The organism is Bacillus paramycoides, assembly GCF_038971285.1.
GTDB lineage: Bacteria > Bacillota > Bacilli > Bacillales > Bacillaceae_G > Bacillus_A.
Window position 1 is genome coordinate 20,079 of record NZ_CP152430.1, and the last position, 17,255, is coordinate 37,333.

Genomic DNA, 17,255 nt, shown 5'->3' on the forward strand with positions numbered 1-17,255 from the left:
TAAAAACAAATTAAAAAATAGAACAAAAGTTCGTGTTTTGTGGTAAAATATGCATGTGAGATCTTCAAACGTTCCATGCATATTTTCATATTTTATTTTCATCTCAGCTGATAAATGTTGGTATATAACGGTTTTACAACTTTCTCAATATTTATCAGATAACTACATGACTGAAATTTGCCAAAAATGTGATATTATGAAAACAAATAAAATAAACGGACGTGAAAAAAGACCCACGGTGTAAGTAGTGCTGGTAACACTCTTACACTGCCCCCTAAGTGCCTAGGGAACATTGTCGCGGATCTTGTACATACATATTATAACACATCTTAGATTGAGAGTGACACGTTTTCCTTTATATGTAACAAATTGGGGTTACGTGTCTTTTTGTTCCGGTAAGGAGGAGCAAAATGAAATATTGGTTAGCTAAAGTCATTGATGAACTTGATTTTCAAAGAAAAAGCCAAGAAGACGTTGCTAAACATCTCGGAATCAGTGGACCTGCTTTTTCAAAAAACTTATCTGGTAAAAGTGAATTTAATTTTTTAAATATGATTAAGTTAGTGAAAGATTTGTATGAAGACAATGTGGAATTGACTTTTATGGTTAGGGAATTCTGTAAACAAATGAATGGTAAGAAGAATATCAGAATTGCTATGGAATATGCAAATGCTATAGGGGACTTTGAGTTGTTACGTATAGCAGTGCAAAAAGGGTTTAATTCAAATAACACATTAACGAAATAATGGGCATTTGTATACGAAATGGTACTAATCAGGTTAAAACGATTTTTAAGTGATAAATCTCTGTTAGAAGAATTGAATGAGCGGAAGAAGCACCGTACAGTTAAATCTGATGAGGCTAAAATAATGCTTGATATAATCACGTTCTACACTCTGTACGAATCTAGAGAATACAAAATGTTATTTAATTATTCGGAAATGTTATTGCCTAAAATTGAAAAAATCAGTGATGCTTTTATACGTGATTTATATAGAGTACGAATACAAGAGATTATTGCATATGCAAGTTTAATGGATGAACAAATAGACAAATCTAGAGATATTTGTCATGAAATATTGAATACAGAAGATAATTTTGGATACTTAGATATATTAAAAGTATCTGCTTTAGGGTGTTTAGGTGAATCATATAGTTTTGATAGCTACGAACAGTCATTGTGGTACTTAAATAAAGGAATAGAATTGTTAAATAAATGTCATTCTCATAGAGCGGTAGAACGGAAGAGAAACTTTTTAAATATGCGTTCTTATATTAGATTGATAAATAAAAAAGATTTACATGATTTAGACATATACGATGTTGGAGAGGTAGCTTTAAAGCACATAATTAATGGGAATGAAAAAGAAGCAGTAAGATTACTTAGAAATGAGGAAAAGGAAAAAGGAAAACTTACCCCAATGAAACTTTGTTATTTAGGAATGGCATTGAAAGATCGATCATTGTTAGAACAGTCAATAGAAGGTTTTATTAACGAGGGATGCAAGTTTTATTGTAGGTTACCTAGAAAAATATTAGAAGAATTTAATAAATATGGCATAATATTCATGGGTGATGCTAAATGAAAAAAATACTAGTCGTAGTAACAACATTGGCATTAGCTGGAGCGTTATTTATTTCTCCCGCTAAAGACCAAAAGGAGCAACCTAAACAAGTAGCGAAGGATGCTCAAACACAAATTATGTTAAGAATGGACCCTGGGACTGGAATTGGTTAATACCAAGACGTCTAGGTTCTAATTATAAATAGATTGAATGCGATTGTCTCATTAACGGGGCAATCGCATTCGTCGTTTATAAAGAGATTAACCAAAAATAAAAAAAAGAATATTAGTTATATATTGTGAATTCTTCACAAACTACTATGAAGATATTGGAGGATGTTGGGGATGACAAGAGATGAGATTTTAAAGGGGTTTTTATTGCAAGCTGATGAATTATCCAATGGTGATGAACAGAAACTTGATTCATATATTGAAATGCTATTTAATACAGAGCAAAAAAATAGCCACGCCTCATGAAGAGGTTGGCTATTTTTCCGATTGGTTGTTTAATTTTTCGAATTCTGCCATTAGGTTCTCAGCTTGTTTCATTATCATTTCGCGTTGAGATTCAGGAAGGTTAGATAATCGTTCCTTCATTGCTTTAAATTTTACGTCTAACATTTCGTTTAGATCTGCTTCATCACTTCGTCCTAACAAGAAGTCTGTAGTCACATTAAATACTTCTGCGATTTTTGCAGTTACTTCTCTTGAAGGTTGTTTTTTACCAGATTCGACCTTTGAAATAAAAGATTCACTAACATCTACTTTTTCTCCTAATTCTTTCTGAGACCATTTTCTTTCTTTCCTTAGTTCTTTTATCCTAACGGATAGTATAGGTAACATGATTTTATTCCCCTTTAATAACTGTTTTATATGAAATTTTAATGGTTTTGTTTTACATTGACTATAGTATATATTCTACATAAAACTTGACCACTAGTCCATTTCTTGTTTTTAAAATTAAATTTCAAAATAATCACTTGACCACAGGTCATGTCAGGTGTACAATGAAAATGTAATCGAGAGGTGAAGCCGATGAAAATAAAAGGGAGTTACGTTAAAGAACTTCGCAAGAGTAAAAAACTCACGCAGAAGCAACTTGCTGAACTATCACAGATCAGCGAGAGTATGGTTTCGAAGATAGAATTAGGTGTTAAATCAACTAAGATTGAAACATTAAAAAAAATAGCAAATGCTTTATCAACAACAATGGATGACTTAGTAGGGTGAGGTCATTTTTTAAACAACATAAACTTGACCTAAGGTCAGTATAAGTGAGTTTAACTTGACCTTGAGATAATAAAGGAGGAAAGAAAATGAATCAATTACAAGTTTTTAATAACGAAGAGTTCGGCCAGGTTCGAACGGTAATACAAGGTGAAGATGTTAGGTTTGTAGCAAAAGATGTAGCTGAGGTTTTAGGATACAACAATACTTCGAAAGCTATTCAAATGCACGTTGATGAAGATGAAAAAGCTGACCTCCCAATTTGGGATGGCAGACAAAACAGAAATCAGAAAATGATTAACGAATCTGGTTTATACTCTTTAATCCTTTCAAGCAAGTTACCAAGCGCTAAGAAATTCAAAAAATGGGTGACAAGCGAAGTACTTCCGTCTATTAGAAAACACGGAGCATACATGACAGGCCAAGTCCTGGAACAAGCAGTAACTAATCCAGACTTCGCAATTGGTCTTCTCACTAAATTAAAAGAAGAAAAAGAAAAGCTTGCAGCAGCACAACAACAAATTGTACAGCAACAACCACTCGTAACATTCGCAGAAGCTTGTATGCAGTCAGATAAATCGCTAAAAGTGAGTGAAGTCGCTAAATTAGCAGCAAAACACAATATCAAGATTGGGCAACGTCAGTTATTCGCAAAACTTAGAGAATGGAACTTAATGTTCAAGCAATCCACTGAACCAACTCAATCAGCTGTTGAAAAAGGATATTTCGAAATTGCACAAGGTGTTAAACAGAAACCAAGTGGAGAACCATTCACATGGACAACAACATACGTAACGCCAAAAGGACAAGCCTACATCATAGACCGACTGAAGAAAGAACAAGAACAGGAGGCGGTGTAAACAATGGAAGAAAGCACATTATCACTAGCAATCGTATCAGCAGCAATATGTTTATTCTTATACCTGGTGCACCGAATTGATGTCTGGGACAAAAAGACAGGATGGTCACGGGATGACAAATAAACAACAGCGTGATGAATACGAAAAAAAGAAACTCGCATGGATCATAAAAGATTTACGATCTAAAGGGATACATAACAGCGCAGATAAGGTTGAGGAAATGCATAAGGAGTTTATAACCCTAGCTAAATAATAAAAACCCTACATGTTGAGATGCAGGGCGATAAAAAGATAGTAGTTTTAGATTTCGGAAAAAGAAATCTTGAGGTGTAATCAGTTTAACATATTTTTCATTAAAACTATATATAAAGATTTTACAAATTTGTGGACGTAGACAAGCCTTCGCTTGTCGGAATATTCAGGAATCTAATGGTATCCCCCACCTAGTAAATGGGTTCCTGGGTATTCCGATGCGTGAAAGCATCAGAAAGGGTGAGAACAATGCATCTGCTAGTTAAAAACTAGCATTAAAAATACCTGTACGGGGAGGCACAGGTATCCAAGAAGGGTGTTTCAACAGGTTGATTCTATTTTATCAATAACTCAATGAAAATGACAGGTTAAAGATTGAAAATTCAGTCTATTTTGTTGAGAAATAAAAAACCGCCCCCACCAATAGGACGGTTTTAGAGAAACAAATAAATATCCGTACCTACATTATAACATATTTTGTTTCTCTTAGTAAATAAGGAGGAATGTGGAAATGAAAGATGTTTTAGACAAGCAAAAAGAACGTGCAATCGAAACTTTAAAACAAATGTCCGAAAAAGAACAAGACAGCGTAAGGAAGCTAGATATTGACTATGTAATTACAGTTTTAACAAATAAACCGCATGGCGCTATGCCGTTCTAGGAGGATATGAAAATGAAATTATATGAACTTACTTCTAATTATAGAGAGTTACAAATGATGATCGAGGATGGTGTAAATCCATCAGCATTAGCAGATACATTACAAGCAATTGAAGAAAGCATCCAGGATAAAGTGCAAAACACAGCATTAGTAATTCGCAATCTTGAAGCGGATGTAGATGCTATTAAAACAGAAGAAAAGCGCCTAGCAGAGCGTAGAAAGGCGATAGAAAACAATTGTAAGAGTTTAAAAGATTACTTGTATCAACAAATGGTAGCAACTGATTTAAAACGCATTAAAGGTACTATCGTCACTGTAGGTATTCAAAAGAACCCTGCAAGCTTAGATATCGCAGAAGATGCAGTTGTACCGCCGGAATATATGATTCCTCAACCGGCGAAAGTTGACAAAAAGGCATTACTTGCAGCGGTTAAAGATGGCATGCAGTGGGACGGAATTACGTTGAAACAATCTGAAGGAGTGAGGATTCGATGAACCTTTGGCAAAAGCTAGTCGCAATTCGCAAGGACATAGATGTATTCGTAAAAAACGGAAAAAGTTACGGATATGACTACGTAACAGGTTCTCAAATACTTCATAAAATCAAAAAGAACATGGATGAGTTACAGGTCATTTTAATGCCTAAGATGGGCGAGCACAAAACATGGCAGTACAGCTATAAGAACCAAAAAGGAAGAGAAATAACAGATTTCGTTATCGAGGGTGACGGGTTTTACGAGTGGATTAATGCTGAAAAACCAGAGGAACGAGAAACGATACCTTGGAAGTTCTTTGGTCAGCAAGATGATGTTTCTAAAGCGTACGGATCAGCACTAACTTATTCCGAAAGATACTTCCTACTTAAATTCTTTGGGATTCCAACTGATGAAGATGATGCGGATGCAAGAGATACAAAAGGGAAGCAACGTACAAATTCTTATAACAACAATAACAGTCAAAATAGATCACAACAAAGCAATGGACAAGCTAATAAGGCATCTGAAAAGCAGTTAAAAATGATACACGCGAAAATAGCGCATATTTCAGTCTTAGCAAAAGCTGATAAACAAACAATTGAAGATACATTGAAAGGCAATATTGGGACTGACAATTTAAGCGAAATCAGCTCACAGGTTGCATCAAAAGCAATTGAAGTATTAATGGGTTGGGAAAAGCAATATAGCCAAGCGGTATAAGGAGTGAAAACCTATGTTAGATAAAAGCCAATCGAAAGTCGTCCTTCCGGCGTGGGTATGGAAGGGCGCACGAAATGAAAAAGAAGCAAAAGCGAAGGCGATTGAGTACATTACTCCCGATCGCTATCCAGGATATAAAATAATCAAAATTCAAGGCGATATAGCGGTATGCGAAAGGGAGAATGCGTGATGTTTCAGGTGCCAGTAAGACGCGGATCAATGAAAGAAATGTTAAAAGCAGTTCGTGATTTAGAGGCTAGAGGTGATGACTATATAACACCAATAACAAAAGTGTACAGAGCAAAAAAGACATTTTATAACGATGGAAAGTTCAAAGGGAAGGACAAAATTCGATTCATAGGAATGGAAGATCGTGCGAGTTATGAATGTTGGATGAAGAAGGTGAACTAAATGGCAGATGTTAAATGGATAAAACTCTCTACTAGCATGTTTGAAGATGAAAAGATTCGATTGATTGAAAGCTTACCAGATGCAGACACATTACTAATCATTTGGATTAAATTATTGTCTCAAGCGGGCAGAACAAATGCCAATGGTTACATTTTCTTGAGTGAGAACATTCCTTTTACAGAAGAAATGCTTTCAACACTTTTTAATAGACCAATAGCAACAGTAAGGCTTGCACTACAAACGTTCAAACAATTTGGAATGATTGATATCACTGACGATCAGTACATTTGTATCTCTAATTGGGAAAAACATCAGAACATTGATGGATTAGAACGTGTAAAACAATTGAACGCAGAACGAAACAGAAAGTACCGCGAACGTAAGAAACAACAGCAGTTAGCACTAGAGAATAAGGGTGAAGCGAATGACGTTCGCGTGACGTCACGTGACGATATAGATATAGAAGAAGATAAAGAATTAGATATAGATAAAGAAAAAGATAAAAAGAAGAAAATAAAACCTTCTCGTCACAAGTTTGAAACTTGCGACACTAACGGGGCTAAGTATTTGTTTGAAAAAATTAAGGGTAACAATCCTAAACAAAAAGAGCCTAACTTCGATTCATGGGCTAATGAATTTAGATTAATGCGAGAACGTGACAACAGAGAACCACAAGAGATTAAAGATGTTATTGATTGGTGCCAAGCAGATCCATTTTGGCAAGGGAATATCTTATCTCCTAAAAAACTACGTGAAAAGTTCGATCAACTTACTATTCAAATGAATTCTAAAAAGGGAGCGAAGAACAATGCAGAGAGCAGCGGCAGCAATACCAACCGATATAGCCAAAAAGGTGAATATGACTATGGATTCTGATGTGTGCGATACGCATGGCATGAATAAGATGAAGTTTGGTGGACAAGTCGTTTGCCCTCGATGCTTCCTTGAAAACGAAAGTAAAAAGCTTCAGCAACAAGAGCAAGCGAAATACGATGCGGATAAAGCAAATGAGAAAAAGTTCATGTTCCATCAACAAAGCATGATTGCTGATAGCAACATTAAGAAAGCGAACTTTGATAACTATAAACCGACTAGCGATGAAGGAGCAAAGAACTTGGAACTTGCAAAGGTCATCGCTAAGGATTATCTAAATGGCAAAATCTTTAACACGATTATGGCCGGAAATTGTGGAGCAGGGAAAACACATCTAGCTTACGCTATAGCGGATCAACTTGCAGGAGCAGGAAAGTCAGTTGTCTTCGTTACAGTAGGCGAATTGCTACGGAAGATTAAAAGTACATTCAGTAAAGATTCCACATTAACTGAAGATGCAATTATAAGAAGTTTAGTAAAAGCAGAAGTATTAATAGTCGATGATTTAGGAGCGGAGTTAGGCGCATTAGATGCCAATACAAAAGCGACAAACTTCATTAATAGAGTGCTATTCGATGTTTTCGATGGAAGGCAAGGTAAATCTACTATCTTTACGACAAACCTCACAGGGAAGCGTTTAGACGACGCATATGACGAACGAATTGTATCGCGTATTCTCAATAATTTTAGAGCGATTACTTTTAAGGAAACTAAGGATTACAGAAGAAAGGCATTGCCATTTTAAAAGGGGGAATTGAAATGTGTGCATGTAACGGAACGGGAGTAATTCAGAACAGTATTGGAATGGGTATGTATCAATTTGGGCCTTGCGTTTGCGAAGCAGCAAATCAAACACCTGAGGAAGTGGATAGAAAACGTCATGCTGTTATGGCGGAGTTAAGAGAAATTCATCAATTACAACTGGAGGGGAAATGGAATGCCGAGACTTGGAACGGATTTGGAAAAGGAAAATTACACAATGGCGTTGCAGCAGGGAAAGTACATGAAGAAATCGCGTCGTAACTTATATATCGCTCTAGAAGAGTTGGATCTGGTATTTGATGAAAGCGAAGTAATTCGATTACAAGAAATGTGGAAGGAAGGCAAAGGAATCCTTGAAATCGCAAAAGAGTTAGGAAGACACCAATTAGGAATCGCAGCATTGATTATGGATCAGGCTGATAAGAATAAAATCAAATCTCGTCCGATGGGGTTAGGGGCATGAAACAGTTAACACTTGAGGATGTTGTGGGAAGTTTTGATTACGCAGCAACAAGCACGGCTGGTAGGTTCTTACAGCATAGCGTCATAACGTATGAAGTTCACTTTTATGACCAGGATGAGCGACAAAAAATAGATTGGTTCGATGTTGAAACAGAAGACGAAGCATGGAGCATGGCGGTGAAAGAACATGGTAAAGGTATTCAGAAGATTAGAATAACTATTTCTAATCGTACACGAGATGAAATTATGTCACTGGATTAGGAGGGAGCAAATGGAGAAGCCAACATTAAAAGATTATGCAAAGGCTGCTGAAATTGGCGTTAGCAAGAAGAACGTAGATCAACGAATGGGAGAGCTACATTGGAGTTTGGAGCGCGCTATAACGACACCAGTCAGTACAAGCTGGGAAGGAAATGAAAAGAATAAAAAGTTACTGAGATTAGCTGAGAAAAATGGCATTAGCGAATCCACCTTTTATAGACGAAAACGTAACGGCATGACGCCATACGAAGCAGCTACCACGCCAAAAGGATTCGAAAAGTACATTCCTTTAGCGGAATCGAATGGGATTAGTAATAAGACCTTTTACCAGAGAGTTAAAAGGAAGATGGATCCATACGAAGCAGCGACAAAGCCGCCACGTAAGTATGAGAAGAAACAAATCAGTTAGGAGTAAATATGAACGAGCAAGACAGGCTAATAGAACGCTTGATTGATAGGCATGTATTTAAATTACCTGATGGCCGTGATTTATATGAAGGGTCATGTGAGGAACTAAGAAAGTTATTGAAAGGAGTGGAAGAGTAATGGCCGTAACAAGTTGTAATTACACGTATTGGGAACAAGCAATTAAGAATTTTTATAGAAAGCAAGAAGCAGAGCGGGAGGTAAGTAATGAAAAAAGAAACCGTGGTGCAGGTGCAAAGTGAACTTGATGTAGTAGAGAGGGAGATTCGTAAGTTGGAATATCACTTGGTTGGATTGGATAGCGAAAAACGTAAGACAAAGCGTTCTTTGGAAGAGTTGAAGAACCGGAAAAAAGAATTGAAAAGTTATTCAGTTATTTGAAATATAGTTTCATCAGGTCTGGAGAATCCATACAATTTCCTTGCGAACTTTAAAATACCTTCTTCACTCTCTGTTAAAGTTTTAATATCGTTTTCAAAATAGTGTCCTATAAGTTCTACTTCAGATAATCTTTTCTTTTCTTTATTAAGTGTAATTTGTTTTTCTTGAATTATTTGTTCTTGCTTATAAATGCAGATTTGAATGGAAATAACCATAGGTAGCATAAAAGCAAGCGCTAATAAAAGACGACGTCTTAGCTTTTTATTCGTTTGTTGATTCTTATTAGAATTAATTTGTTTTTTTGAGATTGATTGTTGAGGTGATAAATTTGGGACATTCCCCATTTTAATGCCTCCATTACTTATGTATAGAATTTAAATTGCTAAAAGTATTATATATGCTAAATAGATAATTTTGAACCTATTTAGGTAAAGAGAGGTTTTATGAAATTTAAATAATAAATGAAGAAGCCCTAGGATTAGGGGTCTAGGGCTTCAAGTCTGAGTATATCTCACACGGCATTATAAAGAGAAAAGAACGTACTGAAGATAACATATGAATGTTTCATAAATGTATCAAAAAGTGAACAAAAAGTAATTTTGTAAATCAAGGTAGTCAGCACAGTTAACTAATGACTTGTAAAAAAAAGAAGCCCCGTAAAAAATGTTACAGGGCTTCATAAAATTGAGTTATGTCGTACTCACAAGAGATTTTAACATGGATTTAGCGGTGAATGGATTGGTAAATGCGTCCAATTAATCTGGAGCTATTATCTTATACAAAACGCTATTTGCATAGCTGAGGGGGATGAATGATGGTTATAGAAGCAAAAGTAAAATTTGAATTGGATGAAGTGAAAAAATTACAATTCCAAAATGTAAAAGAAAATGAAGGAGAACAAGAGGCATTTTACTTTCTAGAAGAATTGATAATGAAAGAAATTGATTTAGCTGAATTTATGGAGATCGAGTACGAGGATAAAAAATAAAATGTCATTTAATACGTAAGGAGTTGTTAAGTGGATGGGACAGTTATCTATGTTTGATATGGATGAAACGAAAATTAAGCTGTATGAAGTACTGGAAGCTAATAACTACCATCACGAGATTAAGAGTTATTACCTACACAACGATTATATGGGTGAAGTTAAGTATTTTTATATTAGAACGACAGACAACACGATTATTGATATGTGTTTAAGTCAGTTCCCTGAAGTATTTGCGGTGTACGTGGGATTCACTGAAGCGCAGATCAAGAAGATATACAGAGGGAGATTGCAATAATGCTATTTTATAAAAAAAGAGAAGCCCTTAATCAGGTCGCTCCTCTTAATGCCAATACACAATACCTATCCAATTATAATGTATGGGTATAAAATATTTAATAATTATCTTCATGGTAAAATTTTTATTTTGTATGTATTTTAAATACGAAAAGAGCACTTAATAAAGTGCTCTCGTGACGAGATCATCCTCTTGTAAAGACTAACTTATTTTATACAGAAAGGAACACAGAATATTATATGTGTTTCTTGTCAATTGAGTGCTTTTTTATAAACAAAGAGCAGCTAGCAAAAGCTAACTGCTCAATACAAGGAGATACAGAGAAAATTAAATGGATTTTGGCATACAGCCTATCAACATTATGGACATAATGTTGGGTTTTATTCGAAGGAATTCATGTTTTACAAATTAGATTATGATAGTCGATATTCTCCATATTGACCAGAAAAGAACCAAGAATTCTAGTGAAATTCCAAGTGTTCTTTTCCTAGTTTTTTGAAATTCTTTTACTAAATAGCCAACAGCACTAATTGCTATGAGAATGAAAAGAATAAGTTCTAGTGTAACTGGCATTTGATCTGCTCCTAACCTCGTAATTTAATTTAGTATATAACGATTATAAGATATTTTTTGTGTCTAATGGTGAAAAATTAAACAAAACAATCTCTATATGAAAAAAGGTGCTGTTGTCTCCAACAGAACCCCTTCTAAAATGGCAAAGAGTAACTCTTACCTTACTCTTTGTTTATATACTACAGGAGTGTTAATGAAAATCCAAGGCTCCTTATATTGAGAAATAAAGAAGAATTATTTTAAATAATTTTATCTTTGTTATAAATAAAGAAGCAGTTAGCCAAAACTAACTGCTTATCTCCAAGGGGGAACAAGGAGAAAATCTGATGTCACATACAGTATTGACGGAATATTGAGTTTTATTCAGAGGGGTGCACTAATTATGTAGGTTACATGAGAAGCCCTATTAACATCCAGGCTGCCCCAATTAGAATTAAAGTTTCGAATGTAATCCAAAACTTTCTTTTTTCTGGTTTTTGAAATTCTTTAATTACAGAAAATATGGCACTTATTCCTACAAGAGTGAAAAGGGCAATTCGGATTGTTTCAGTCATTTGCATCACCACCTAATATTTGAATAGTTTAATTATATATTAATTACCATTTTATAGAAACTTAATAAAATAATTCTTTTAATAGAAAGCGAGGAATAAAAATGGGACAAGGCAACCGTGGAATGGCTTTTGAAAAGCTTATCAATCTATCGAATGAAATGTATCAACGTGAGGGAGTGGCGCTTATAAACAAGCGTGCAACTCCTGTGAAGGTGTTAAAGAGTGCAGGTGGACGAGTATTAAATGGATTCTATGAAGCTAAAAGTACAGTAGACTATGACGGCGTGTATAAAGGACGAGCTATAGCATTTGAAGCGAAATCTACAGAGAATGCTGGACGATTTGATCTAAAGAACATTGCGCAGCACCAATTGGATTATCTGGAGAAGGCAGAGAAGATGGGAGCAATTTGTTTCTTCCTTATTGAATTCAGCAAGGACAAGTCAGTATTCGTGGTACCACTATCAGTCATTCAATCTTACGTAAGGATGTCGCAACAGCCAAAAGGTAAGAAGTCGATACCTAGAGCAGACTTTGATATTTATGGATACTTAGTAGAACAGACGGAGCGAGCGCCGGTGGATTACTTGCAATACATTGATGAAGCAATAACTTCAGTTATGTTTGATGGGATGATTCAGTTTGATCAGGACCATAAGAAAGTAGCAAATAACATTGAAGCAGCGAAGGAGAAGATGGCTAGCAAGACACGTAAATTATTAAAGGCTTAATGGATAACGGAACCATGCAGAGTGGATGGTGGGGGCTACTTTACTAAGCATGTTTCCCTTATTCAACAAAGAGATAGTAAAATTTCACGTACCTTACGTGAATGTAAAAAGACAAATTCAGAAATAGGGGGATTACAGATGGAGCAATTAGCATTCTTTCCAGAAATCGACGACAAGACGCAAAAGACAATTGAAAAAGAGGTAATTAAGGTACTGAAAGAGTATCGCGCTTTAAAAATTAGAATGGAGAATCAGCAGGAAAACAGACTGGAAGGAATCAGCTTATTCCCTGAAATTAGAGATACGAGAAAGATAAGTGATATGAAGTTTAAACAAATAGATAAGGCACTAACGTATTGTTTAGATGAAGACGAGAGCGAGATCATCAAGAAGAAGTATCTAAGTAACAAAAGATTAAAAGATGAGGTTATATATGAGGAAATCGGATTGTACAAAAATGCGTACTATGCGAAAAAGAGAACAGCATTACGCTTAATTGCTACATCACTAGGGATGATTTAAAACAGAAAAGTGGGAGAAAAATGGGACAAAATTAGAGAGGTTTTTAGAGAACTTTGATTGTCGAATCAACGGTAAAGTTAGTATCAGAAGGGGAACACAATCCCTTCTGGTGCTAGCATTCCACCAGAAATGAATGCACTCGAGGATCTCCGTAAAGTGTTATTTAGCTGAAATGTAAGTAGGCGATAACATGATGCACTCGTTTGCGGGGAGGTTCAATGCGGGGCAAGGAGATAAGAGTTCTCCAAATTTCTATTGTATTTATCAATCAGCTCGGAATGCGTCCTCTGGGTTGATAATAAATATAAGTCTATTACTCTCTAATATGTCGGTTCTTGAAAATGGAATGGGGGTGGTTGCTCATGATTGAGTGACACTTGCATTCTAAAAATCTAAAACAGTATACGTGATCTCGTACATTAGTAATTACTCACGATTCTTATTAATGACCAAAACGAGGGCAAAGAGTTCCGCTCTTTGTTTGAGCCAATACAGCGGAAACATTCCCCCTTCCGTCCCTCTAGTGTATTGGTTCAAACAAGGCGTCGGAAGAAACACATACGTCTTGATATAAATCCTTTATAATTCGATATTGGCTTGCAAAGGCGGTAGCTGAAGTATTAGCCAACTCTACGGAGTTTAAACGAGAAGAGAAGCAACATATGAGTGCTGAAAGAGATATAGGAAGCTCTTGCTCTTCTCCTAGTCACCGAACGTAAAGCGCGTAGCTAATAAGAGCTAAAAAATCACATGATGCGGTGGCTTGGAGAAGGTTGAGAGTACTCAGCCTTGATCTAAGAGAAACTTTTGCCATTTGTTTTCTCTCTTCCATCCCCTTGAAAGAAAGCTGTCACTTCGGTGGTGGCTTTTTTATTTTATCTACAAAAAAGGATAATTATGGTTTTTGTAGAATAAATAAGTCGGGAGAGGTGGAGTAATAATGATGTATATAGAAGTATTAGAAGAGTTAACAGTAGGGGAAATATATACTGAAAGACAAATTTATGATTTGTTATGCAATGTTGGTAATGACATAACAATCTTGTGTGATTCCGTATCTGAATTTAATGAATCTGAAATAGAAAGATTCAAAGTTATGGGTAAGTATGAGATATTTATTCACAAAAATGAGAACCAGTCATATTGTGCGCCATCAAAAAAAACAATGGTTTATATTATAGAGAAAATTTAGGAGCATCCATAACGGGTGTTTTTTTCTTTGTTATATAGAAATTACACATTAAACGTGAAGTTGAACAAAATGGACATTTTGATAGAAAACATATCCTTAAAATAACCTTAATTTAACTATGGGTTTAATAATACCTGAAAAATAAATGGTATAATTTTCTAAAGAAACTCAAATAAAATTTATTTTAGAAAAGGAGTAGAGGAAAAATGTTTCAGAAGCTTAAATTTTATTTAATGAGCATATTAATTAGTGCATTTTTGGGTGGGATTATCATAGGTGCTAATTTCTTGGTCCATAACATATATAATTTAGTTGCAGGTAAAGAATATCATTTTAATATGTGGTCTTCTATTATTATATTTAGTGTCGTATTTATTTCGGGTTTCTCGTATATGTTGAAAAAGGGGCCGGATATACTTGTTAATGATTAAACCAATAGCAATTATCGCAGGCGTTGCCGTGATCTGGGTGGCGTCTTGTTTGCTGTTAAGGAAAGATAAGGGGTGAGATAGACTTGCGAATTGAAATATTATTAATCAAAAACACAAAACATAGACTAGCAAACAAACTATTTCTACCTTTTAATCATAGAATATGATGAATTCTATTTTTAGAGGAGGGAATCATATCTATGGGATGGAATAATAATTTTGGACATTCTCGAGGTTGTAATAGCTTTTGGGATGATTTAGTATTTTGCGGATGCGGTCGTAGACGCAGAAGAAACGATTTTAACGACTGTCATTGTAGACGTGATTGTGATTGTGATGAGTGTCGTCGTAGACGTAATCATGACCGCGATCGTGATCATGATCGTGATGATCGTCGAGATTGGTAAAGTCCTTGGAAAGAGTGCTTTGAAGAAAAGCGCTCTTTTTTTGTTCAAGAGTTTTCTGGTCTTATTCGTTAAGAGATAAAAGGGAAATAAAAAAGAGAGCTAATGCCCTCTTTTTTGGATGTGGTAATTAATCACAGATTGGTATTCCAAGCACTCTTAGAGCTAATGCTACTTGAAGAGAAACCTCTAATCTAGCAATTTCAATTCCAGCAACTGAGAGAACTAAAAAAGGTTGGCCATTTACGAATAGAACGCAACTTGTCATGACTACGCCTCCTTTCTAGCAATCTACTATAGTATATGAATTGAATAATAATATGTAATAGTTAAATTAGTGAATTTGATAGAATTAATAGATTAACCCATTTAAACAAAACAAACGAACACAACGAACGAGAAAAGCAAGAATCAAATGATTCCTGCTTCATGGAGCGCTCGGATTAAATCGACGATGGCGAAGATGAATCCAGTGAAGTAGAATTCTCGTTCTGAAATCTTAGTTCCGTTTTCTAATTCTGTCTTTTTAAGTTTCATTTTCATACCCCCTTTCTAAAGAGATAGGCGCATTAGTCGTAGGGTTTTGGTCTACATTTCTATATACATTTGAAATTCGGTAGAGTAGCACAAAAAGGAATTAAATAAATAGTGGTGATTATACGTCTCAAAAACATTTGATTTTGAGACATAATAAAGATTAACCAAATATCAATGATTTAAATGTATCAAAACTATGTATCAAAAACAATTGAATTTGATACAGGGAATTGATACAATTAACCTATCAAACGTAGAGGGTGACGGGGAATGATATTTGGTTATGCGAGGGTATCAACTAAAAAGCAAAATTTAGATATGCAGTTGGATGAGTTGAAGCGATACGGTTGCGAGGAAATTATAACTGAAAAAGAAAGTGGTGCGAAGAAGGATAGGAAAGAACTTCAACTGCTTCTTAGTAAACTGCGTAAGGATGATACATTAGTTGTTTATAAATTAGATCGTCTAGGAAGAACAATGCATCAGCTTGTTAATTTACTTCAAGAATTCAATGAAAAGGGTATTCACTTTGTTTCTATTAAAGACGGAATTGATACATCTACAACAATGGGAAGATTCCTATTTCATATATTTGGCGCTATGGCAGAAATGGAACGCGAAGTAATTAATGAGCGTGTTATTAGTGGTGTAGCTGCTGCTAAAGCAAGAGGAAGAGAAGGCGGAAGAAAGAAAGCTCATACTCTTCAACAAATACAAGGTATGATGGAAATGCTTGCTTCTGGTAAAACAAAAGTAGAAGTATGTGAGATGTTCGATGTAGCTCGTGCAACCCTTTATAGGTATATAAAAGAACATGATTCTAAACAATCGGCTTTAAATGCTGAGGAGGGTAAAAATGAATAGTAGAGAGGAATTCGAAAAGAATCGTACGTATTACTTAAAGGTGTTACCTAAAGAGTGTGCAAATTGCGGAGAAACAAATGATTTAGATATACACCATATAGTTCCATTAGCAAAAGGTGGAACAAATCGAATTAGCAATTTGGTTATGTTATGCCTTGAATGCCATGGGAAAATACATGGCGTTAATAGGGTTAAGCATAAGGAATTGCAAAGGTTGGGAATCGAAAAGGCAAAAGAACGCGGTGTATATAAAGGGAAACCAAAGAAATACACAGAGACAAATGAAAGTATGAAACAAGCTTTGGAATTATTTAAAAATCGTAAGAATAACGGTTATACCGTAAAGAAGATATGTAATGAAACTGGAGTTAGTCGTACTGTTTTGTACGAAATAGCAAAAGAAAAGGGAATAGTTTAATTTACTTTAAAGTAGCGAATCCGCTGCTTTTTTATTTAACAAAAAAGAACCTGCAAACCTGCAGATTCTCCTGATAATGATTTATGGAGCAAGACCCGAAAATATAATACAATGATTCGAAAATGAATTCAAGTAACTAAAAAAAACCCGCTGGAGTTCGGGTCCTTTTCAGAAGTGATGATGTATTCTCGGCTTGGGAACTGAGAAAAACACAAAAATATAATAATACGAGTTTTAGAGAATTTCAAGACTAATTTAGGGATTACCGCAAGGTGGTGAATATGGCTAGGCGACGAATCCTAATTTATAAAGGGGATAATTTGTTACTATATTTAAAAAATTACAAAAAATAACCATTTCCTTCAGATTTCAAGAAGGTTTTACAAAAAAATACATAGAAGTATAAATAT

33 protein-coding genes and 1 pseudogene are annotated in these 17,255 nt (G+C 35.1%); 29 read left to right on the forward strand and 5 right to left on the reverse strand.

What is annotated here, in order from left to right; translation table 11 throughout:
- Positions 1-410 precede the first annotated feature (410 nt).
- The 3 genes and pseudogenes from AAG068_RS29410 to AAG068_RS29420 all read left to right on the forward strand — a co-directional run bounded on the left by AAG068_RS29410 (position 411) and on the right by AAG068_RS29420 (position 2,041).
- Positions 411-1,586: pseudogene (locus AAG068_RS29410) on the forward strand (AimR family lysis-lysogeny pheromone receptor).
- Positions 1,583-1,738 carry a hypothetical protein gene (locus AAG068_RS29415; RefSeq protein WP_342720151.1) on the forward strand — a complete coding sequence of 52 codons (156 nt, stop codon included), beginning with the start codon at positions 1,583-1,585 and terminating at the stop codon, positions 1,736-1,738. Before AAG068_RS29410 ends, AAG068_RS29415 begins: the two are co-directional and overlap by 4 nt.
- A 171-nt stretch (positions 1,739-1,909) precedes the next feature.
- The gene (locus AAG068_RS29420) at positions 1,910-2,041 is read left to right on the forward strand and encodes a hypothetical protein (RefSeq protein ID WP_342720152.1); all 132 of its coding nucleotides are present in this window, start codon (positions 1,910-1,912) and stop codon (positions 2,039-2,041) included.
- A 9-nt stretch (positions 2,042-2,050) separates the two neighbouring features.
- Here AAG068_RS29420 and AAG068_RS29425 read toward each other — a convergent pair whose 3' ends face one another.
- Positions 2,051-2,407 (reverse strand): helix-turn-helix domain-containing protein, encoded by a 357-nt coding sequence (locus AAG068_RS29425; RefSeq protein WP_342720153.1) that lies wholly within the window; start codon positions 2,405-2,407, stop codon positions 2,051-2,053.
- A 192-nt stretch (positions 2,408-2,599) separates the two neighbouring features.
- Between AAG068_RS29425 and AAG068_RS29430 the strand changes: the two genes are divergently transcribed.
- The 17 genes from AAG068_RS29430 (at position 2,600) to AAG068_RS29510 (ending at position 9,336) form a co-directional block, all read left to right on the forward strand.
- The gene (locus AAG068_RS29430; protein ID WP_000693792.1) at positions 2,600-2,794 is read left to right on the forward strand and encodes a helix-turn-helix domain-containing protein; all 195 of its coding nucleotides are present in this window, start codon (positions 2,600-2,602) and stop codon (positions 2,792-2,794) included.
- Between the two features lie 86 nt (positions 2,795-2,880).
- The gene (locus AAG068_RS29435; protein WP_342720154.1) at positions 2,881-3,651 is read left to right on the forward strand and encodes a phage antirepressor; all 771 of its coding nucleotides are present in this window, start codon (positions 2,881-2,883) and stop codon (positions 3,649-3,651) included.
- 112 nt (positions 3,652-3,763) lie between these two features.
- Positions 3,764-3,904 (forward strand): hypothetical protein, encoded by a 141-nt coding sequence (locus tag AAG068_RS29440; RefSeq protein WP_342720155.1) that lies wholly within the window; start codon positions 3,764-3,766, stop codon positions 3,902-3,904.
- 510 nt (positions 3,905-4,414) lie between these two features.
- Positions 4,415-4,564 carry a hypothetical protein gene (locus tag AAG068_RS29445; protein ID WP_000655888.1) on the forward strand — a complete coding sequence of 50 codons (150 nt, stop codon included), beginning with the start codon at positions 4,415-4,417 and terminating at the stop codon, positions 4,562-4,564.
- 12 nt (positions 4,565-4,576) lie between these two features.
- Complete coding sequence (locus AAG068_RS29450; RefSeq protein WP_342720156.1) at positions 4,577-5,059, forward strand: siphovirus Gp157 family protein; 483 nt, start codon at positions 4,577-4,579, stop codon at positions 5,057-5,059.
- A complete protein-coding gene (locus AAG068_RS29455; RefSeq protein ID WP_342720157.1) occupies positions 5,056-5,760 on the forward strand; it encodes an ERF family protein in 705 nt (234 codons plus the stop codon). The genes AAG068_RS29450 and AAG068_RS29455 overlap by 4 nt, the downstream gene beginning before the upstream one ends.
- A gap of 13 nt (positions 5,761-5,773) precedes the next feature.
- Positions 5,774-5,950, forward strand: a complete 177-nt coding sequence (locus AAG068_RS29460) for a hypothetical protein (RefSeq protein WP_170959492.1) — start codon at positions 5,774-5,776, stop codon at positions 5,948-5,950.
- Positions 5,950-6,171, forward strand: a complete 222-nt coding sequence (locus AAG068_RS29465) for a hypothetical protein (RefSeq protein WP_342720158.1) — start codon at positions 5,950-5,952, stop codon at positions 6,169-6,171. Before AAG068_RS29460 ends, AAG068_RS29465 begins: the two co-directional genes overlap by 1 nt.
- On the forward strand, positions 6,172-7,047 hold the full coding sequence (locus AAG068_RS29470; protein WP_342720159.1) for a phage replisome organizer N-terminal domain-containing protein: 876 nt from the start codon (positions 6,172-6,174) through the stop codon (positions 7,045-7,047).
- Positions 7,031-7,789: an ATP-binding protein gene (locus AAG068_RS29475; protein WP_342720164.1), complete on the forward strand. Its 759-nt coding sequence runs from the start codon at positions 7,031-7,033 to the stop codon at positions 7,787-7,789. The genes AAG068_RS29470 and AAG068_RS29475 overlap by 17 nt, the downstream gene beginning before the upstream one ends.
- Positions 7,790-7,803: 14 nt before the next feature.
- Positions 7,804-8,067: a hypothetical protein gene (locus AAG068_RS29480; protein ID WP_342720160.1), complete on the forward strand. Its 264-nt coding sequence runs from the start codon at positions 7,804-7,806 to the stop codon at positions 8,065-8,067.
- Positions 8,024-8,269, forward strand: coding sequence for a helix-turn-helix domain containing protein (locus tag AAG068_RS29485; protein WP_428846020.1), 246 nt, complete (start codon positions 8,024-8,026; stop codon positions 8,267-8,269). Before AAG068_RS29480 ends, AAG068_RS29485 begins: the two co-directional genes overlap by 44 nt.
- On the forward strand, positions 8,266-8,529 hold the full coding sequence (locus tag AAG068_RS29490; RefSeq protein ID WP_342720104.1) for a hypothetical protein: 264 nt from the start codon (positions 8,266-8,268) through the stop codon (positions 8,527-8,529). The genes AAG068_RS29485 and AAG068_RS29490 overlap by 4 nt, the downstream gene beginning before the upstream one ends.
- Positions 8,530-8,539: 10 nt before the next feature.
- A complete protein-coding gene (locus AAG068_RS29495) occupies positions 8,540-8,938 on the forward strand; it encodes a hypothetical protein (protein WP_342720105.1) in 399 nt (132 codons plus the stop codon).
- A gap of 8 nt (positions 8,939-8,946) precedes the next feature.
- Positions 8,947-9,075: a Fur-regulated basic protein FbpA gene (gene fbpA / locus AAG068_RS29500; protein WP_001985723.1), complete on the forward strand. Its 129-nt coding sequence runs from the start codon at positions 8,947-8,949 to the stop codon at positions 9,073-9,075.
- The gene (locus AAG068_RS29505) at positions 9,075-9,197 is read left to right on the forward strand and encodes a hypothetical protein (protein WP_257150495.1); all 123 of its coding nucleotides are present in this window, start codon (positions 9,075-9,077) and stop codon (positions 9,195-9,197) included. The genes fbpA and AAG068_RS29505 overlap by 1 nt, the downstream gene beginning before the upstream one ends.
- Positions 9,163-9,336 carry a hypothetical protein gene (locus AAG068_RS29510; RefSeq protein WP_342720106.1) on the forward strand — a complete coding sequence of 58 codons (174 nt, stop codon included), beginning with the start codon at positions 9,163-9,165 and terminating at the stop codon, positions 9,334-9,336. The genes AAG068_RS29505 and AAG068_RS29510 overlap by 35 nt, the downstream gene beginning before the upstream one ends.
- On the opposite strand, the gene AAG068_RS29515 is transcribed toward AAG068_RS29510, so the two are convergent.
- Positions 9,321-9,680 carry an FtsB family cell division protein gene (locus AAG068_RS29515; RefSeq protein ID WP_342720107.1) on the reverse strand — a complete coding sequence of 120 codons (360 nt, stop codon included), beginning with the start codon at positions 9,678-9,680 and terminating at the stop codon, positions 9,321-9,323. The two genes, AAG068_RS29510 and AAG068_RS29515, sit on opposite strands and share 16 nt — an antisense overlap.
- 470 nt (positions 9,681-10,150) lie before the next feature.
- Here AAG068_RS29515 and AAG068_RS29520 point away from each other — a divergent pair, with 470 nt between their 5' ends.
- On the forward strand, positions 10,151-10,324 hold the full coding sequence (locus AAG068_RS29520; protein ID WP_342720108.1) for a hypothetical protein: 174 nt from the start codon (positions 10,151-10,153) through the stop codon (positions 10,322-10,324).
- Positions 10,325-10,358: 34 nt separating this feature from the next.
- Positions 10,359-10,619, forward strand: a complete 261-nt coding sequence (locus tag AAG068_RS29525) for a hypothetical protein (protein WP_342720109.1) — start codon at positions 10,359-10,361, stop codon at positions 10,617-10,619.
- Between the two features lie 962 nt (positions 10,620-11,581).
- On the opposite strand, the gene AAG068_RS29530 is transcribed toward AAG068_RS29525, so the two are convergent.
- A complete protein-coding gene (locus AAG068_RS29530; RefSeq protein WP_000140898.1) occupies positions 11,582-11,746 on the reverse strand; it encodes a hypothetical protein in 165 nt (54 codons plus the stop codon).
- 101 nt (positions 11,747-11,847) lie between these two features.
- Here AAG068_RS29530 and recU point away from each other — a divergent pair, with 101 nt between their 5' ends.
- The 5 genes from recU to AAG068_RS29555 all read left to right on the forward strand — a co-directional run bounded on the left by recU (position 11,848) and on the right by AAG068_RS29555 (position 15,029).
- Positions 11,848-12,477: a Holliday junction resolvase RecU gene (recU, locus tag AAG068_RS29535; RefSeq protein WP_342720110.1), complete on the forward strand. Its 630-nt coding sequence runs from the start codon at positions 11,848-11,850 to the stop codon at positions 12,475-12,477.
- Positions 12,478-12,615: 138 nt separating this feature from the next.
- Positions 12,616-12,999 (forward strand): ArpU family phage packaging/lysis transcriptional regulator, encoded by a 384-nt coding sequence (locus tag AAG068_RS29540; protein WP_309534031.1) that lies wholly within the window; start codon positions 12,616-12,618, stop codon positions 12,997-12,999.
- Positions 13,000-13,939: 940 nt separating this feature from the next.
- A complete protein-coding gene (locus AAG068_RS29545) occupies positions 13,940-14,191 on the forward strand; it encodes a hypothetical protein (RefSeq protein WP_342720112.1) in 252 nt (83 codons plus the stop codon).
- A gap of 206 nt (positions 14,192-14,397) precedes the next feature.
- A complete protein-coding gene (locus AAG068_RS29550; RefSeq protein ID WP_017656451.1) occupies positions 14,398-14,622 on the forward strand; it encodes a hypothetical protein in 225 nt (74 codons plus the stop codon).
- A gap of 200 nt (positions 14,623-14,822) precedes the next feature.
- Complete coding sequence (locus AAG068_RS29555) at positions 14,823-15,029, forward strand: hypothetical protein (RefSeq protein WP_342720113.1); 207 nt, start codon at positions 14,823-14,825, stop codon at positions 15,027-15,029.
- 127 nt (positions 15,030-15,156) lie between these two features.
- Here the strand turns inward: AAG068_RS29555 and AAG068_RS29560 are convergent, their stop codons facing one another.
- A complete protein-coding gene (locus tag AAG068_RS29560) occupies positions 15,157-15,294 on the reverse strand; it encodes a DUF3956 domain-containing protein (RefSeq protein ID WP_342720114.1) in 138 nt (45 codons plus the stop codon).
- 143 nt (positions 15,295-15,437) lie between these two features.
- Positions 15,438-15,563 carry a hypothetical protein gene (locus AAG068_RS29565; RefSeq protein WP_342720115.1) on the reverse strand — a complete coding sequence of 42 codons (126 nt, stop codon included), beginning with the start codon at positions 15,561-15,563 and terminating at the stop codon, positions 15,438-15,440.
- A 270-nt stretch (positions 15,564-15,833) separates the two neighbouring features.
- Between AAG068_RS29565 and AAG068_RS29570 the strand changes: the two genes are divergently transcribed.
- Both AAG068_RS29570 and AAG068_RS29575 read left to right on the forward strand, forming a co-directional pair.
- Positions 15,834-16,427: a recombinase family protein gene (locus AAG068_RS29570; protein ID WP_342720116.1), complete on the forward strand. Its 594-nt coding sequence runs from the start codon at positions 15,834-15,836 to the stop codon at positions 16,425-16,427.
- Positions 16,420-16,845: an HNH endonuclease gene (locus AAG068_RS29575; protein WP_342720117.1), complete on the forward strand. Its 426-nt coding sequence runs from the start codon at positions 16,420-16,422 to the stop codon at positions 16,843-16,845. The genes AAG068_RS29570 and AAG068_RS29575 overlap by 8 nt, the downstream gene beginning before the upstream one ends.
- Positions 16,846-17,255: the final 410 nt, after the last annotated feature.

Bases quoted from the DNA above. Each gene is read 5' to 3' on its own strand.
- AAG068_RS29445 (WP_000655888.1), top strand. From the start codon at position 4,415: ATGAAAGATGTTTTAGACAAGCAAAAAGAACGTGCAATCGAAACTTTA.
- AAG068_RS29510 (WP_342720106.1), top strand. From the start codon at position 9,163: ATGAAAAAAGAAACCGTGGTGCAGGTGCAAAGTGAACTTGATGTAGTA.
- AAG068_RS29425 (WP_342720153.1), bottom strand. From the start codon at position 2,407: ATGTTACCTATACTATCCGTTAGGATAAAAGAACTAAGGAAAGAAAGA.
- AAG068_RS29465 (WP_342720158.1), top strand. From the start codon at position 5,950: ATGTTTCAGGTGCCAGTAAGACGCGGATCAATGAAAGAAATGTTAAAA.
- AAG068_RS29555 (WP_342720113.1), top strand. From the start codon at position 14,823: ATGGGATGGAATAATAATTTTGGACATTCTCGAGGTTGTAATAGCTTT.
- recU (WP_342720110.1), top strand. From the start codon at position 11,848: ATGGGACAAGGCAACCGTGGAATGGCTTTTGAAAAGCTTATCAATCTA.
- AAG068_RS29440 (WP_342720155.1), top strand. From the start codon at position 3,764: ATGACAAATAAACAACAGCGTGATGAATACGAAAAAAAGAAACTCGCA.
- AAG068_RS29565 (WP_342720115.1), bottom strand. From the start codon at position 15,563: ATGAAACTTAAAAAGACAGAATTAGAAAACGGAACTAAGATTTCAGAA.
- AAG068_RS29525 (WP_342720109.1), top strand. From the start codon at position 10,359: ATGGGACAGTTATCTATGTTTGATATGGATGAAACGAAAATTAAGCTG.
- AAG068_RS29455 (WP_342720157.1), top strand. From the start codon at position 5,056: ATGAACCTTTGGCAAAAGCTAGTCGCAATTCGCAAGGACATAGATGTA.
- AAG068_RS29475 (WP_342720164.1), top strand. From the start codon at position 7,031: ATGACTATGGATTCTGATGTGTGCGATACGCATGGCATGAATAAGATG.
- AAG068_RS29540 (WP_309534031.1), top strand. From the start codon at position 12,616: ATGGAGCAATTAGCATTCTTTCCAGAAATCGACGACAAGACGCAAAAG.
- AAG068_RS29420 (WP_342720152.1), top strand. From the start codon at position 1,910: ATGACAAGAGATGAGATTTTAAAGGGGTTTTTATTGCAAGCTGATGAA.
- AAG068_RS29450 (WP_342720156.1), top strand. From the start codon at position 4,577: ATGAAATTATATGAACTTACTTCTAATTATAGAGAGTTACAAATGATG.
- AAG068_RS29545 (WP_342720112.1), top strand. From the start codon at position 13,940: ATGATGTATATAGAAGTATTAGAAGAGTTAACAGTAGGGGAAATATAT.
- AAG068_RS29505 (WP_257150495.1), top strand. From the start codon at position 9,075: ATGGCCGTAACAAGTTGTAATTACACGTATTGGGAACAAGCAATTAAG.
- AAG068_RS29460 (WP_170959492.1), top strand. From the start codon at position 5,774: ATGTTAGATAAAAGCCAATCGAAAGTCGTCCTTCCGGCGTGGGTATGG.
- AAG068_RS29430 (WP_000693792.1), top strand. From the start codon at position 2,600: ATGAAAATAAAAGGGAGTTACGTTAAAGAACTTCGCAAGAGTAAAAAA.
- AAG068_RS29550 (WP_017656451.1), top strand. From the start codon at position 14,398: ATGTTTCAGAAGCTTAAATTTTATTTAATGAGCATATTAATTAGTGCA.
- AAG068_RS29415 (WP_342720151.1), top strand. From the start codon at position 1,583: ATGAAAAAAATACTAGTCGTAGTAACAACATTGGCATTAGCTGGAGCG.
- AAG068_RS29485 (WP_428846020.1), top strand. From the start codon at position 8,024: ATGGCGTTGCAGCAGGGAAAGTACATGAAGAAATCGCGTCGTAACTTA.
- AAG068_RS29495 (WP_342720105.1), top strand. From the start codon at position 8,540: ATGGAGAAGCCAACATTAAAAGATTATGCAAAGGCTGCTGAAATTGGC.
- AAG068_RS29520 (WP_342720108.1), top strand. From the start codon at position 10,151: ATGGTTATAGAAGCAAAAGTAAAATTTGAATTGGATGAAGTGAAAAAA.
- AAG068_RS29470 (WP_342720159.1), top strand. From the start codon at position 6,172: ATGGCAGATGTTAAATGGATAAAACTCTCTACTAGCATGTTTGAAGAT.
- fbpA (WP_001985723.1), top strand. From the start codon at position 8,947: ATGAACGAGCAAGACAGGCTAATAGAACGCTTGATTGATAGGCATGTA.
- AAG068_RS29435 (WP_342720154.1), top strand. From the start codon at position 2,881: ATGAATCAATTACAAGTTTTTAATAACGAAGAGTTCGGCCAGGTTCGA.
- AAG068_RS29570 (WP_342720116.1), top strand. From the start codon at position 15,834: ATGATATTTGGTTATGCGAGGGTATCAACTAAAAAGCAAAATTTAGAT.
- AAG068_RS29480 (WP_342720160.1), top strand. From the start codon at position 7,804: ATGTGTGCATGTAACGGAACGGGAGTAATTCAGAACAGTATTGGAATG.
- AAG068_RS29560 (WP_342720114.1), bottom strand. From the start codon at position 15,294: ATGACAAGTTGCGTTCTATTCGTAAATGGCCAACCTTTTTTAGTTCTC.
- AAG068_RS29530 (WP_000140898.1), bottom strand. From the start codon at position 11,746: ATGACTGAAACAATCCGAATTGCCCTTTTCACTCTTGTAGGAATAAGT.
- AAG068_RS29575 (WP_342720117.1), top strand. From the start codon at position 16,420: ATGAATAGTAGAGAGGAATTCGAAAAGAATCGTACGTATTACTTAAAG.
- AAG068_RS29515 (WP_342720107.1), bottom strand. From the start codon at position 9,680: ATGGGGAATGTCCCAAATTTATCACCTCAACAATCAATCTCAAAAAAA.
- AAG068_RS29490 (WP_342720104.1), top strand. From the start codon at position 8,266: ATGAAACAGTTAACACTTGAGGATGTTGTGGGAAGTTTTGATTACGCA.